Source organism: Legionella saoudiensis, assembly GCF_001465875.1.
Taxonomy (GTDB): domain Bacteria; phylum Pseudomonadota; class Gammaproteobacteria; order Legionellales; family Legionellaceae; genus Legionella; species Legionella saoudiensis.
The window spans coordinates 71,399-85,932 of record NZ_LN901324.1 but is presented as its reverse complement, the minus strand read 5'-3'; the positions used below and the strand labels follow the sequence as shown (position 1 = coordinate 85,932).

The following is a 14,534-nucleotide window of genomic DNA, read 5'->3' as shown; positions in this document are numbered from 1 at the left end:
TAAAATTTAGGTCCAGTCTAAAATAACCTTTCCAGATTGGCCTGATGCCATAATTTGAAAGGCATTTTGGTAGTCATCTACTGGAAAATGATGCGTGGTTACTGGTGAAATATCTAATCCGCTTTGTAACATGGCAATCATTTTATACCAGGTTTCAAACATTTCACGACCATAAATACCCTTAATGACTAACCCTTTAAAAATTACCTGATTCCAATCAATCGGGGTTTCTTGTGGCGGGATACCTAACATGGCGACATGACCACCATGAGTCATAGCTTTCATCATTTCATTTAAAGCTAATGGATTACCTGACATTTCAAGACCCACATCAAACCCTTCATTCATACCGAGTTCGGTCACCACATCAGAAAGTTTTTCATACTTAACATTTACCGCACGCGTAACACCCATTTTACGGGCTAAATCGAGTCGATAATCATTCACATCGGTAATCACCACATGGCGAGCACCAATATGGCGGACAATTGCCGCAGCCATAATTCCTATGGGGCCTGCGCCAGTAATTAAAACGTCTTCACCCACGACATCAAAAGACAAAGCGCAATGAGCAGCATTCCCAAATGGGTCAAAAATTGATGCTTGATCATCCGTAATGTTGTCTGGAAGAACGATGACATTGGATGCAGGCAATGCTAAATATTCAGCAAAACATCCAGGGCGATTCACTCCAACCCCTAAGGTATTACGACATAGATGGCGTTTACCTGCGCGACAATTACGGCAATAACCACAAGTAATATGCCCTTCACCTGAAACACGTTGCCCAACATTTAAACCTTGAACTTCCTGACCTAAAGCAACGATTTCACCTACAAACTCATGCCCTACAGTCATAGGAACAGGAATAGTCGCTTGCGCCCAATCATCCCAAGAATAAATATGAATATCAGTACCGCAAATTGCTGTTTTATTAATTTTAATTAAAACGTCATTAACGCCATATTCAGGGACGGCAACATCTTCCATCCAAATTCCAGGCTCTCTTTTAGCTTTGACTAACGATTTCATTTAATTACCTCAAAATAGTGAATTATCCTTCAGTCGCTATAGCGCGAAGACGCTCCAATATTATGTCCCTATTATATAACCGAAAACTCTTTACCTACTGTTTCAAATGCAGCAATGGCTTTATCTAAATGATGCAATTCATGCGCTGCTGACATTTGCGTACGAATACGAGCTAAACCTTTAGGTACCACTGGGTAAGAAAAACCAACTACATAAATACCTAACTCCAGCAAGCGATTAGCCATACGGCCAGCTAAACTTGCATCCCCTAACATTACTGGGATAATGGCATGCTCACCCGGAATTAACTTAAAACCTAATTTTGACATTCCTTCACGGAAGTATTTGCTGTTACGTTTCAATTTCTCTGATAGGTGGCTGTCTTTCATTAAGTTATCTAAAACCACGCAAGAGGTATGCGCAATAACTGGGGCTAGGGTATTAGAAAATAAATAAGGTCTGGAGCGCTGACGTAACCAATCAACAATCGTTGCATTCGCCGAAGTATACCCGCCGGAAGCGCCTCCTAAAGCTTTACCTAAGGTACCAGTAATAATATCAATGCGCTCACTAACGCCAAAATGCTCAGGAGTACCACGACCTGTTTTCCCCATAAAACCAACGGCATGTGAATCATCCACCATGACCATCGCATCATACTTATCAGCTAACTCACAAATAGCAGGTAAATTTGCAAGAATACCATCCATAGAAAACACGCCATCGGTAGCAATCAAACGAAAACGTGCGCCTTTGGCTGCAATTAACTGTTCCTCTAAGGCCTTCATGTCATTATTGGCATAGCGATAACGAGCAGCTTTACATAAACGTACACCATCAATAATACTGGCATGGTTTAAAGCATCGCTAATGATCGCATCTTCTTCACCCAATAAGGTTTCAAAAAGACCAGCATTCGCATCAAAGCAAGAAGAATATAATATGGTATCTTCTTTCCCTAAAAACTGGCTAATTTTTTGTTCTAATTGTTTGTGTGGTGTTTGAGTTCCACAAATAAACCGCACTGAAGCCATACCATAACCGTAGTGCTCGAGTGCTTTTTGCCCTTCAGCGATTAATTGTGGATCATTTGCCAGGCCTAAATAGTTGTTCGCACAAAGGTTAATCACTTCTTTATGGTTTACGGTCACGTCAGCCTGTTGTTGGCTATCAATGATACGCTCGGATTTGTAGAGTCCTTCACTTTTCAGCTGTTCTAATTGGCCTTGCAAAAAATCGCTAAATTGGTCAAGCACGGTTCTCTCCTATCTATTACTTAGAAACAACAGTTGCATCGCTCCTATTCAAGCAAAGAAATGCATTTGCTTTTTCGAAGTGAATTACGATAAATTTATGGATCATAACAAACTTTAACCACAGTCACCACGAAATTAAGGATTCGGACATTATTTCTTAGCACATAAGCTAATTTTTTGCTAAGATGGTCGCAGAGTTTTAACCCATTAAACACAATGAACACGGTAGAGCAAATGAGTTATCAACACGCACGCACTAACATGGTTAAACAACAGCTACGAACTGGCGATGTTTTAGAAGAGTCTATTCTAAGCTTGTATAATATTATACCAAGACATGAATTCGTCCCTGAGCAATATACTCAGTTTGCCTATTCAGATATGCAGATTCCTTTAGGACATGGTCAACGCATGCTTACTCCCTTAGAGGAAGGGACCATTCTTCAGTCTTTAGAATTAAAAGGCACGGAAACAGTCCTCGAAGTAGGTACTGGCAGCGGTTTTTTTACAGCGTTACTCAGCAAATTATGTAAACACGTAATTAGTGTAGATTACTATTCTGATTTTACTGCCAATGCTGCGCGCAAATTAAAAGCACATAACTGCGACAATGTAGAATTAATTACTGGTGACGCCAGCCAGGGTTGGTTAGAAAAAGCTCCTTATGATGTGGTGGTATTTACTGGCGCATTAGAAAAGCTAACTGAAACCCACATGTTGCAAATATTACCAGGCGGAAAACTATTTGCCATTGAAGGAAAATTGCCTGTAATGAAAGGTGTATTACATCAATTAGATCACCAAGGAAATTGGCAAAAATCAGTAATTTTGGAAACCGGAATTCCATTATTAGTTGATCAGCTCAAGCCAAAAGAATTCATATTCTAAATAACATAAAAAATGAATATGCTGACTATTTAGATAAGGCATTATTTGTCATTCCTGCCTGCATGGGAATGGCAATGCACCTTAATTAAATGTTAGTGGGTGATCAAAGAACAATTATCAACACAAAGCCGCAGGAAGACGGACTCTGTATTTTTAGGGTGAATCTTATAATGAAAAAGCTGCTGTTCTGCTCTCTCATAACCATGGGACTGTCTTCATTTGCCTATGCAACAGACTTAATGGATGTGTATCAACAGGCTCTTGCAAATGATCCAATTTTCAAGAATGCCTATGATACGTACATGGCCAACGCAGAAGCAATTCCTCAGGCTCGAGCCGCATTACTCCCACAGCTCTCTCTTTCTAGTCAAGCAAATCGTAATTATTTTGAATATAATTCTCCTGCCTTTGGCGGAGCTAATTCACAATATTATAATTCAGGAACCTGGCAAGTGACCGCATCGCAGGCATTATTTAATTATGCATCATGGGCGAAAGTACGTCAGGCTAAAGCCTATGTGAAAGCTGCTCAAGCCACATTTAACGATGCCGCCCAGGACTTAATTTTGCGCACTGCAAAAGCCTATTTCGATGTCCTTTATGCGCAAGACACTTTAGAATTTGCCGAAGCGAAAAAAAGAGCGAACAAACGTCAATATGAGCAGGCCCAGCAACGTTTTCAAGTAGGTCTGGATGCAATTACCTCAGTTTACGAAGCTAAAGCCGCTTATGATCAATCGATAGCTACGGTTATTGCCTCTCGTAATAATAAAATAAATCAGTACGAAAATTTAAGAAAATTAACCAACCACGTCTATGAAGCATTAGCGCCTTTGCGTGATGGTAAAATTCCTTTGATAAAACCAGAGCCGAATAACGTTAACGTTTGGGTTGATACCGGTTTAAAGCAAAATTATAAATTATTTGCAGCAAAATATAACCTGGAAGTGGCAAGAGAAAATGTTAAAGCACTTTCTGCAGGTAACTGGCCTACTATTGCTTTACAGGGGAATAGTACTCAAACCTTTAACCAGGTTCCTGGTTCTGATAGTAATCCCCTACTTCCCAAAAGCCAGAAACAAGCAAATGTAGCCTTGGCATTAAACTTCCCTGTTTTCCAAGGAGGATTAGTTCGTTCCCAAACACGCCAAGCACAGCATAACTTCCAAGGAAGTAGCGAGCAAATGGAACAAGCTTATCGTAATGTGGTGGTGAATAGCCGTATTGCCTTCAACACGATTATTGATGGGATTAGCAAAGTAAAAGCAGACAGACAAACCATTATCTCGCAGCAAAACTCCTTAGAAAGTACTGAAGCTCAATTTGAAGTAGGTACACGTACTATGGTTGACGTAGTAAACGCACAACAACGTTTATTCGAAGCGCAACAGCAATTAGCAAATGATCAATACAACTTGATTAATTCTGTTTTGACTTTAAAATACTTGGCCGGTTCATTAAATGTTAATGATCTGCAACTCGTCAATTCATGGCTGGCAACAATGCGTGTTAACACTAATTTAGCCAACAAGACAAGCAAATAAAGGTTTTATCATGTCCAATCCGTCTCAAGTAGAAAAAAAGCTACTGCACTATACTGGCAAGGCCATTGCAGATTTTAATATGATCCAACGCGGTGACCGCGTAATGGTCTGTTTATCAGGAGGCAAGGATTCCTTCACGCTGTTAACTATTCTTGATCACTTACGCCGTCGTTCAGGTAATAAATTTGAGCTGTTTTCGTTTACGTTAGATCAAGCGCAACCAGGCTGGGATGATTCAACTCTTCGTCAATGGCTTGCTGATCGCTCCATTAAACATGAAATTTTAACACGTGATACTTACAGTATCGTGAAAGAAAAGGTCCCCGAGGGAAAAACCTATTGCTCTTTATGCTCACGCTTGCGCCGCGGTATTATTTATCGTTATGCCGAGGAAAATGGTTATAATAAAATTGCATTAGGCCACCATCGTGATGATTTAATTCGTACTCTAATGATGTCTATTTTATATAATGGTGATGTTCGCTCAATGCCGCCTAAGTTGTTAAGCGATAATAAAAAGCACATTGTTATTCGTCCATTAAGTTATGTGCAAGAAAAAGATATCATTACTTTTGCTAATGAGCAGGAATTTCCAATCATCCCCTGTAACCTTTGTGGCTCACAAGAAAATTTGATGCGTAAAAAAGTAGCGCGTTTAATTGACCAGCTTGCCGAGGAAAACCCCAAAGTTCCAAGCAATATTTTGCATGCATTACAAAGCATTAAACCAAGCCAGCTTATGGATCAAAGCATGTGGAACTTTAAAAATCTTGAGCATGAATTGATTACTGAGAATAGGAACGAAGCGGATGAACTTTTTTCTTCAGAAGAATTCGCTACGGAAGAATCTTAAACGCCCCTCTATGTAGCCTGCTGCTTGCAACTATAGCGCTTCCCTAAGAGCCTTAATAGTCGCCAGGCTAAGAGAAAAGGCTCCCGCGCAACATCTCAAAATAGGGTATGCTGTTGGACGCGGGAGAGGGTTCTCTTAAGTGCCACTAGTTACTTGCTTTCTATTTATTTATCCCTTAACTATGTTCAAGGCCATACCTATTCCATCCAACATAATCGGGGAGAATGGGCACTGCATATTTATTTAAAATTAATCGCTTCTATCTTAACAAACTGGTTACATAATAGTTACATTTCTGTAACATTTATGTTTTAATCGCTTACACTTTAGTCTAAAATGGCAGAACCTATAAATTAGGTAAAGATTGAAGGAAAAATAGAGTAAATAATTTTTAAAGGATACTATCTGATGCAAGCAGAAACGATGTTTGATGTTCGAAAATTTCGAATCTACAGCAAGCGCTATCTCAAGTTTGATTTAGTCGCCGGGATAGTCGTCTTTCTAGTAGCGATTCCCCTTTGCTTAGGAATTGCTCTTGCTTCTGGAGCCCCCCTATTTTCAGGCATTATAAGTGGAGTAGTGGGTGGAATTATTGTGGGCGCATTAAGTGGCTCACAAGTCAGCGTAAGTGGCCCCGCGGCCGGGATGGCAGCCGTTGTCGTCACTGCTGTTGCGCATATAGGTGACTTTAACTCATTTTTACTTGCCTTGCTGCTTGCAGGCATGCTGCAAATAATTATCGGCAGCCTAAAAGCCGGCTTTGTAGCAGATTATGTTCCCTCCAATGTGGTGCAAGGCTTACTTTGCGCTATCGGTATTTTATTAATTATTAAAGAGCTACCCTTAGCATTTACTCACTCAAGCGATTTTAATGAACTAAAAACCCACTTATTGGAAACTACCGATGTTATTACCTTAAGCCCTCTACTTGCCTTATATAACCATATTAATACCGGGGCAATGATAATTACACTCTGTTCTTTAACTATTTTAATTTATTTTGATAAAACCAAAAATAAAGTACTTAAAGAAATACCCGCCCCAATTATTGTGGTAATTCTAGGAGTGCTCTTAAATGAAATTTATATGTGGGCTGACTCCGAATTAATGCAAGATACGCCTCAACTGGTGAATATTCCCCATAGTGAAAGCATTTCTGACTTTATTAGTAAATTAATACATCCAAACTGGGCAGCATGGAATAATGCACAGGTTTATGTTTATGCGGTTATTATTGCTATTGTTGCATCACTGGAAACTTTACTTAATTTTAAAGCCGGAGAGCGTCTGGATAAACAAAAACGCCACGCCTCCCCTAACCGCGAATTAGTAGCTCAGGGTGTAGGAAATGTGACGGCAGGTCTACTTGGTGGTATCCCCATTACCTCCGTTATTGTACGAACCTCTATTAACATTCAAGCCGGTTCAAGAACAAAAATGTCCATTATTTTACATGGGTTATTTATTCTTTTTGCTGTAATGTTAATTCCAGGAACACTTAACAAAATCCCTCTATCCTCATTAGCAGCAATTCTTATGTATACGGGATATAAATTAAATAAGCCTGCCATTTATCGTTCAATTTACGCTCAAGGAAGCGATCGTTTTATTCCATTTATCGCCACAGTAATTGGGATTATTGCCTTTAATCTTCTAGTAGGTATTTTAATCGGTTTGGCTGTGAGTTTGTTTTACATATTAAAATCAAATAGCCAAGCTCGTATTGATATTATTAAAGAAATTTATCCTAAGGGAGTAACCAGCCGACTTGTTCTACCACAGCAAGTAACGTTCCTCAATAAATCGACGCTAATTGCAGAACTTGACTCAATACCTAATGGTTCTCAGTTGATCATTGATGCTCATTATACCCAATATATTGATAAAGAAATTTCTGAATTATTGAAAGAATTTAAAGAGGAGCAAGCACCTCTAAAACAAATATCAATAAACTTCACCGGGTTCAAAGAGCATTATAAGATTCATAATTACATTAACTTTATTAATGTCACCACTTACGATGTACAATCTAACCTCTCTCCGGCTCAAGTACTTCGCATTTTAAATGAAGGAAATAGTCGCTTTTTAGCTGATGAGCGCATTCACAGATTAACTCATCTTGATGTCCAATATACAGCAAAAGAACAACATCCCATTGCTATTGTATTAGGGTGTATTGATTCCAGAGTACCTGTGGAAACGATTTTTGATATGACTTTTGGTGATATTTTCTGTGTGCGCGTAGCAGGTAACGTGGTTAATGAAGATGTCTTAGCAAGCATCGAATATGCCTGTAATGTTGTTGGTGTAAAACTAATCGTTGTTTTAGGACACACTCGTTGCGGCGCAATCCAATCGGCGTGTAATGGTGTAGAGCAAGGGCACATCACACAATTACTGGCAAAAATAAAACCCGCTATTAATGCCGAAACCGAAACTAAATCCGAACGAGATGGTCAAAATACTCATTTTGTGAAACATGTTACTGAGCTTAACGTAGCGAATACGTTACAAAATATATATGAGCATAGCCCAACGCTACAAGACATGATTGAAAAAGATGATGTAGCAGTTGTTGGTGCAATTTATAATGTTCAAAGTGGTGTTGTACACTATAGTGATTATGCCAAAGAGCTGACACAATTAGGCGGTGAAAAGAATACTCATCTAGCATCTAAAATCGCTAAAGTGCTAAAAGATGCGAAGGTACATCATCCTGAGGAGTTATAACGAAGGATGACGCGCCTCTCAATAATCTAAGACTATATAATTAGGCTATTGAGAGGCAAACACGTTTTACTTATGCAAAATTAGCGGTTAAGGAAACCGTAGTCTGGTTACTGCTATAAATACTTCCGCGTTTAAAATACTGCTGTTCAACACGAAGTGAGTATTGCTTGTAAGATAGGTTCACTCCCCCACCCACTTTATACCCATTCTTATCCAAATTAAGTCCAGGAACAGGTCCTACAAATTCAACCGGTACACCACGTTGGTTATTATTAAAGTTTGCTACCTGTAATAAACCACCATTAACAAAAGGTTGAATCATTGGCGTTGCTTGATAGCCTATTTCCGCATTTTCCAAAATAAAGGTTGCATCAGTACGAAGTTTATCAACAAACTGGGTCGCAATAAAATTGGCAAAATCAAGATTATAAGGACGTTGATTTACTTCCATATGTAAAACGCCCACATTGGCATTCAGACTAAAATTATTCAACTGTTTACTATATAAAGCTGCTCCACTAATAAACCAATTATTGCCACGATTATTGCCGGTAGCATAATTTGTTCTCATTCCGGGAAATTGTACACTAGTGCGAAAATGCCCGGTATTTTGGCCATAACCTCCAGCAACATCGACAAAGAAGCTAGGCTTAATATGCGTGAGTACATGACCATAAATGCTATTATTCGTAATGGACTGATTAGTATTAGAATAAGAAAATCCAGGTAGTAACAATTTCGAATTCAAGCTCGTATTAATCCAGTAAGCAGAAAGCCCTGCTGAAAAATACTCATTTAATCTAACATTATTACCACCTACACTATAAAAATTTGCATGCCCTTTATAACGATTAAATCCGCCTGTAAGAGTAGTCGAATTAAAATTAAAATCGTTATAAGCATAAACACCGTTCACACTATATCTGGAAACATTAGGCGCTTGTACTTGCTGTTGGTTTGCAGTGGCAATAGACTGAGCCAACAACAGAGAGATAAATAACGCCTGCTTTTTCATCATAACTCCATTCATTCGTAATTCCTGTAATACTTTACCAATTAATTTTTAAAAAATACGATAACTAACAACAAGGGCAAGCGCCTGAACCTACTATTGGTAGGATTGTAGTTGTCACAGTATGCGTCGCAGAATTAGTAATTGTTGCATTCACAACTTGCGTTAATGTACTTGGATCAATAAAGTCCGGACCATTTCCAGCCTGAGATGAGGGGAAATCTACCCAACCATTGGCAGACCAATTAATGGGGCCGTAGGTAATTTGCTTGGTATTTGCATTATAGATGGCACTACTTTGTTGCTGACCTGGGCCGAGAGGATAACGATTATCAACAATCACTAATCCCTCGGTAACTTGAATTGCAAATTTTTTACACTTCGTGGTATTACAAAATATGGCAGCTCGATACTTGGTTCCTGCAATTGCTAAAGCAACTAAAGGAGTACTCAAAAGCGATTTTCTTTTTGCATCAGAAGTTGCAGTTGACGATTCCAATCCCCCTTTTGCTAAGTGGGCTGAATTACCAACAGCAGCTGCTTTATGATAGGAAACTACAGAATATTCAGTGTTAGGTTGTAATGAGACTAAAGTTCCATTGGAATATTGAAGCTGGGCAAGTGCACCATCCCTCGTGCTAATCGTATCTCCTTCAAAAAACGCAGATCCGCGCGTTAATGTTCGTTGTTGATTATTTCGTTTAGCGATGACTTCTTTGCTAGTAAATAAAACTTTCCCTGCAGATTCTGAAAACGCTACGGCTTGATAGATAAATAAAAATACAAATAACCATTTTTTCATCGGTGTATCCTTCACACATTTTTTTACAAACGCAATATCATAGTACAGAGCGAGGCGGAAGGTAAGAGAATTTATAAAAAACATTTTTATAAAAAAGCTAGTAATATCAGTGGAAATGCATTATAAAATTTCCCTTTGTAGTCAAAGTAGAGAATTTCGATTTTTACAAGGATTGTCAATGCAGTACCCTAGAAGAAGAATATCTAAACCTGTACCCTCTTTAGTTTTAACCAGCATTATGATCGCTACCGCTGTAAATCCGATGAGTTCAATATGGGCTTTCGGTGGGCCCTGGAAGCCACGACAAACGTTAAATATCCAAGGTGGTCATGGCCTTCAAGATTATTACGATGCGCTTCTCCCTTTTTCTGGCGATGCAGAAAAAATGTTTTATATTAATGGGGCTTTTGCAGGTACTCATCATGAAACAGGCGGCGATATCGGCCTTGGTTATCGTCAAATTATACTCAACAATGAATATGTAGTTGGTGGTTATGCCCTTATGGGACGTTATCGTACTAATTACCATAATATGTTTACTCAATTGACTTTAGGTACAGAAATCTTCGGAACCATTTGGGAGGGACGAGCACATTTCTATCAACCTACCAGTAGAAGAAATAAATTTGTGAGTAGTCGTTCTGAAGGGTTTAGCTTCCGAGGAAACAAATTATTAGGTATTCAAACGACAACTTATGAGCATGCAGAAGGTGGGGCCGATATTGAAGTTGGGCGCGTAGTGCCATGGATTCCAAAACTTCGAGGCTTTGCAGGATACTATCGCAATGGCATAGGTAATGATCGTAAAAATATAAATGGCGGTTATGGACGCTTTGAATACCGTTATAATAATCATTTTACCTTTACCCTAAGTGATGGCTATGATAGATATCAAGGTAACTTCTTTGCCGTTGGGGTGAGAATGAGCATCGGCAGCCCTGAAGGTACGGAGCCTTTAACCGCTGATCAGCGTATGACCGATTACTCTGTAAGACGTCGCAATGTATTTACCTACACCAGTAAATACAGTATACCGTTTACTTCTGTGGAAAACTTTTATTTTGTTGCCGGGCAATCAACTTCGGGTAACGGCACCTTTGAAACACCTTATGGCACGATTCAAGAGGCAATAACCGCAGCCAATTCAGGCGGAAATACCAATAACTACGTTTATGTGTGCAATTGCAATAACGCTTCCGGTTACACTTATGATTTAGGTGGGCAATTAAACATAGGACCAAATACGAAGCTTATCGGTTCAGGTGGAACCTTCACTTACAATAATACAACCGTTCCCTCTTTATGTGGAAATGCACGGCCCACTTTAGTAGGTAGCCTCTACTTACCAGGAAATAATGAATTAACTAACTTCAATATTACTGGTGCAGGAACCAGTCAAAACGCTGGCGTCGTTGTCTCAGGGCAGAATATTACACTCAATAACCTCAGTATTTATAGCTATACAGGGGCTAATGGCGCTAATGGCGCTGATGGAGCACAAGGTGATTTTAGTTCGCCAGGCAATAATGGAACTGCCGGAAACGATGGGACTGCTGCCTATGGTATCTTTATCACTAACTCATCCAATGTACTGATTAACAACGTCACAATAACAGATATTGCTGGGGGTAACGGCGGTTTAGGCGGTAATGGTGGTTTAGGCGGTCCTACCAGTGGTAGCTCCAGTGATGGGGGCTCAGGTGCTAATGGTGGTAATGGCGGTGATGCCTGGGGAATTTCCATCAACAACAGCAATCTAATTACTATGAACCAGGTTACCATTTCTAATATATTAGGTGGAAACGGTAATCTAGGTGGTAATGGCAACGTAGGGCAGACCGGTTCTGCAAATGACGCAGGTAATGGGGGTAACGGGGGCAATGGGGGCAACGGAGGTTTTGCTGGCGGGCTCGCACTAAATTCAGTTTCCTCTATCTCAATTAATACACTAAATATTAATGGAGCAATTAATGCAGGTAATGGCGCATCTGGAGGTAATGGTGCTATTGGCCAGCCAGCTTATACCTTTGCCTCTGGGCCAGGAGGAAATGGAGGCAATGCTGGCAACGGTGGCTCTGGCGGTAGTGCACTAGGTATTTCAATCAATAATACCTCATCTATATCAACCAATGCCATCACGTTAAGTGGCTCTTTTAATGCGGGTACCGCAGGTGCCGGTGGCAATGGAGGTGATGGTGGAGCTGGAGGCACAACTAGCCCCGGCGGAAATGGAGGCAATGGTGGTAACGCAGGCAATGGTGGTAATGGTGGTAATGCTTATGGCATACAATCTAATAGTGGAACTATTAGCGCAACCTTTAACGAAACGCTTACCGCAACTTCTGGAGGAACTGCAGGCACAGCTGGCACGGCTGGAGCAGGTGGCTCTCCGAGCGGCATAGATGGCACCCCAGGAGCACCTGGAACTGATGGTACTAATGGTACTACAAGCAATATTGCACCCTAAGCGTTCCTGATCGTATGCAAATACGAACTATTGCGGATGGTGATGAAGCAATCCATAACTTAATACTGGGTTGCTTCATTGTTCGCAATGGTAGCTATTGTAAGTCAGCCTAGTTTATTCTTATAAAATCATACTTAAGTAAATAGGTTAGACTCCGCACAACAATTCCTGAAGAAATGGTTCTATCCAAAGCAGCAATAAAATCTACAACATCCTGTGTGCTCATTGTTTTATGCTGCACAGCAGTAACAATTTGCTGCAAATATGCGACAGGCACAATTTGCTGTGCGCCTATACCCCCTAAAGGATTTGATAGTAAAATATCCAATTGTGCAATTGAAGTCTCACCAGGTTTAAAATAATAATTAGGCTTTAGTACAGCACTGGCATGACCTGAAAAAGTATGGAAAGGATCTGCAAGCATTGGAGGAGCAGCTATCGCTGTTTTATCATTATTTGTTGCCGCATGTCGTCTTGCAGAAAGTTCGTCCCACAACGCATCATAACGAGGTAAGACCTTATTCCAATGGAAATCTTCCTGAATACGTCTGTATCCAGCAGCCCCCATTTGTTGTCTCAATTCGGGATTTAAATACAGTTGCCACAGCGCATTCACACAAGCACCTATGTCAACAGCAGCCATTTGTGCAGTTAATCCCGCATAAGTCCACCAATTAATTCCTTTCGATAAATAGCCCAAGCTGAGATCCGCTCCGCAACCCGATGGGGGCAAAACAGTAGGGATAAGAAAACCATCTACTCTATGACGAACAGTATCTCGATAACCATCCCAATCAGAAACAACCACGGGTAGTTTATTCGCCATAGCTTCTAAAGGGGTTATCCCAAAACTTTCCTGAATATTATCGGATAAAGACATAAATACATCAGCTCCAGGCCAAATGGCTTTTTTCTTTGCCTCTGTATCCAAATCATTAATAAAGTGTACCTTCACTGAAGGAGAGAATAAGCGAGCTGCTTCTTGATAATGGATTTTATGTTCTTCTTTATCAAACCACCCTGCCTGCACAAAATGAACACGACTTTGAGAGCCTATACGTTGGGCCAAAGCCTCCAGTGCCAAGTACATAGGTATAGGATGTGCTTTTTCATAAAAAAACAAACGACCCATAAAGAGCACCACATAATCCTGCTCGGCAATATCATATCGTCTACGAAAATTGTTGCGATGCACTTCATGGAGCTCTGGAGCAGATACAGCTTCCGGATGAATACCTAAAGGAAGGATAGGTAACTGTAAGCTAGTTTTTATAGGCTCTTTGTAACGTGCTCGCAGGTAATCATGCCATTGCGCAAATAAGTTCTCCATCACGCGTTTGGCTGCATTAGAAGTACAAATTATTGCATCCCACTCCTGTAAAGGAGCCTGCACTAATTGCGCAACCTCTTCAGCAGTATCCATACCCGCTAGGGCATGTACTAGACCACAAATACTAAATGAATCAGGACTCATAAATGCCCGCGACCAAATCATTTTACTAATCAGAACATCCGGCTGCATGTAGAGGCCAGATTTTTTTAACGCAGGAATATCACCCTGTGTAATAGGGTAAAAAGTTTTAGTGGAAGTGCCTGTCGCATAGCTATTCTTAAATTCGTCAAAAAAATGAGCCTGTGCTATATAAGGAGATATTGTAGAGCGAGCACCATAGTTAGCTAATGCCTTTAGCAATCCATCATTAGCAATAGTATTACCCGCAACGCGCGTTAAAGACCGGTAATTATTAGGGGCATAATAAATACTCATTGAAGAATTTATCATAGTACATCCTTTTAAGCGCAACATCTCAATAAAACTGAATCTAAAATTTTCATTGAGACAGTATCAAAAAAACGAATACTCCAGTAACTCCCCTTAAAAATCAAGAAAAACAGTAGTCCTTATGCCTTGGTTTAATAGTATTTTGACATTTCTTGGGTATATAATGC

10 protein-coding genes are annotated in these 14,534 nt (G+C 40.0%); 5 read left to right on the top strand and 5 right to left on the bottom strand.

The features are described 5' to 3' along the window. Positions 1-6 precede the first annotated feature (6 nt). On the bottom strand, positions 7-1,032 hold the full coding sequence (tdh, locus tag BN3124_RS09450; RefSeq protein ID WP_058534563.1) for an L-threonine 3-dehydrogenase: 1,026 nt from the start codon (positions 1,030-1,032) through the stop codon (positions 7-9). A gap of 71 nt (positions 1,033-1,103) precedes the next feature. Beyond that, complete coding sequence (locus BN3124_RS09445; RefSeq protein WP_058534562.1) at positions 1,104-2,288, bottom strand: glycine C-acetyltransferase; 1,185 nt, start codon at positions 2,286-2,288, stop codon at positions 1,104-1,106. A gap of 234 nt (positions 2,289-2,522) precedes the next feature. Between BN3124_RS09445 and BN3124_RS09440 the strand changes: the two genes are divergently transcribed. The 4 genes from BN3124_RS09440 to BN3124_RS09425 all read left to right on the top strand — a co-directional run bounded on the left by BN3124_RS09440 (position 2,523) and on the right by BN3124_RS09425 (position 8,303). Further along, entirely contained in the window at positions 2,523-3,176 is a 654-nt protein-coding gene (locus BN3124_RS09440) for a protein-L-isoaspartate O-methyltransferase family protein (protein ID WP_058535861.1), read from the top strand. Positions 3,177-3,346: 170 nt separating this feature from the next. Further along, entirely contained in the window at positions 3,347-4,720 is a 1,374-nt protein-coding gene (locus BN3124_RS09435) for a TolC family outer membrane protein (RefSeq protein ID WP_058534561.1), read from the top strand. Positions 4,721-4,730: 10 nt separating this feature from the next. Next, positions 4,731-5,573 (top strand): tRNA 2-thiocytidine(32) synthetase TtcA, encoded by an 843-nt coding sequence (gene ttcA, locus BN3124_RS09430; RefSeq protein WP_058534560.1) that lies wholly within the window; start codon positions 4,731-4,733, stop codon positions 5,571-5,573. Positions 5,574-5,981: 408 nt separating this feature from the next. Next, the gene (locus BN3124_RS09425; RefSeq protein ID WP_058534559.1) at positions 5,982-8,303 is read left to right on the top strand and encodes a bifunctional SulP family inorganic anion transporter/carbonic anhydrase; all 2,322 of its coding nucleotides are present in this window, start codon (positions 5,982-5,984) and stop codon (positions 8,301-8,303) included. Positions 8,304-8,373: 70 nt separating this feature from the next. Here the strand turns inward: BN3124_RS09425 and BN3124_RS09420 are convergent, their stop codons facing one another. Further along, positions 8,374-9,333, bottom strand: a complete 960-nt coding sequence (locus tag BN3124_RS09420; protein WP_149865241.1) for an autotransporter outer membrane beta-barrel domain-containing protein — start codon at positions 9,331-9,333, stop codon at positions 8,374-8,376. Positions 9,334-9,382: 49 nt separating this feature from the next. Continuing rightward, the gene (locus BN3124_RS09415) at positions 9,383-10,117 is read right to left on the bottom strand and encodes a FecR family protein (protein WP_058534557.1); all 735 of its coding nucleotides are present in this window, start codon (positions 10,115-10,117) and stop codon (positions 9,383-9,385) included. A gap of 178 nt (positions 10,118-10,295) precedes the next feature. On the opposite strand from BN3124_RS09415, the gene BN3124_RS09410 reads away from it, so the two are divergent. Further along, entirely contained in the window at positions 10,296-12,584 is a 2,289-nt protein-coding gene (locus tag BN3124_RS09410) for an inverse autotransporter beta domain-containing protein (protein ID WP_058534556.1), read from the top strand. A gap of 109 nt (positions 12,585-12,693) precedes the next feature. Here BN3124_RS09410 and BN3124_RS09405 read toward each other — a convergent pair whose 3' ends face one another. After that, positions 12,694-14,367 carry a glycosyltransferase family 4 protein gene (locus BN3124_RS09405; RefSeq protein ID WP_058534555.1) on the bottom strand — a complete coding sequence of 558 codons (1,674 nt, stop codon included), beginning with the start codon at positions 14,365-14,367 and terminating at the stop codon, positions 12,694-12,696. Positions 14,368-14,534: the final 167 nt, after the last annotated feature.

Coding starts and splice junctions, on each gene's coding strand:
- BN3124_RS09435 (WP_058534561.1), top strand. CDS start 3,347: ATGAAAAAGCTGCTGTTCTGCTCTCTCATAACCATGGGACTGTCTTCA.
- BN3124_RS09425 (WP_058534559.1), top strand. CDS start 5,982: ATGCAAGCAGAAACGATGTTTGATGTTCGAAAATTTCGAATCTACAGC.
- tdh (WP_058534563.1), bottom strand. CDS start 1,032: ATGAAATCGTTAGTCAAAGCTAAAAGAGAGCCTGGAATTTGGATGGAA.
- BN3124_RS09405 (WP_058534555.1), bottom strand. CDS start 14,367: ATGATAAATTCTTCAATGAGTATTTATTATGCCCCTAATAATTACCGG.
- ttcA (WP_058534560.1), top strand. CDS start 4,731: ATGTCCAATCCGTCTCAAGTAGAAAAAAAGCTACTGCACTATACTGGC.
- BN3124_RS09440 (WP_058535861.1), top strand. CDS start 2,523: ATGAGTTATCAACACGCACGCACTAACATGGTTAAACAACAGCTACGA.
- BN3124_RS09415 (WP_058534557.1), bottom strand. CDS start 10,117: ATGAAAAAATGGTTATTTGTATTTTTATTTATCTATCAAGCCGTAGCG.
- BN3124_RS09410 (WP_058534556.1), top strand. CDS start 10,296: ATGCAGTACCCTAGAAGAAGAATATCTAAACCTGTACCCTCTTTAGTT.
- BN3124_RS09420 (WP_149865241.1), bottom strand. CDS start 9,333: ATGAATGGAGTTATGATGAAAAAGCAGGCGTTATTTATCTCTCTGTTG.